Genomic DNA, 568 nt, shown 5'->3' with positions numbered 1-568 from the left:
GTGGAGTTTCTGCCTGACGGCGGCCAGGATGGCTGCAGATTAGGAGAGACGATGAGCAAGCGACCTCGGCGGAACCATTCCCCGGCTTTCAAAGCGAAGGTGGCGCTGGCTGCTGTGAGGGGCGAGAAGACGCTGGCCGAACTGGCCCAGCAGTTCGACGTGCACCCGAACCAGATCACCACCTGGAAGGCCCAGCTCCTGGAGGGAGCTGCTGGGGTGTTCGGCTCCGAGGTGAAATCGGACCCGACCACGCCGGCGGTGGACGTGAGGACGCTCCACGCGAAGATCGGGGAGCTGACGCTCAGCAATGATTTTTTGTCCGGCGCGCTCAGCAAAGCCGGCCTGCTGAGCGCAAAGCGATGATCAACCGCGAGCACGGCCTGCCCATCGCCAGGCAGGCGAGCCTCCTCGGGATCAGTCGCGGCAGCGTCTACTACCTGCCCCGGCCGGTGCCGGCGGCCGATCTCGCCATCATGCGCCGAATGGATGAGCTGCATCTGGAGTTCCCGTTCGCGGGTAGTCGGATGCTGCGTGATTTCCTGAACAAGGAAGGGATCGAGATCGGCCG

General features: G+C 64.4%; 1 pseudogene. It reads left to right on the top strand.

Annotated elements, in window-relative coordinates:
- Positions 1 to 51: 51 nt before the first annotated feature.
- Positions 52 to 568 (top strand): annotated as a pseudogene (locus D9599_RS30855) (transposase); the annotation flags it as partial.

This window comes from Roseomonas sp. KE2513, assembly GCF_016107305.1.
Lineage (GTDB): Bacteria > Pseudomonadota > Alphaproteobacteria > Acetobacterales > Acetobacteraceae > Roseomonas.
The sequence above is the reverse complement of the archived record's forward strand: the minus strand, read 5'-3'. Positions and strand labels throughout refer to the sequence as shown.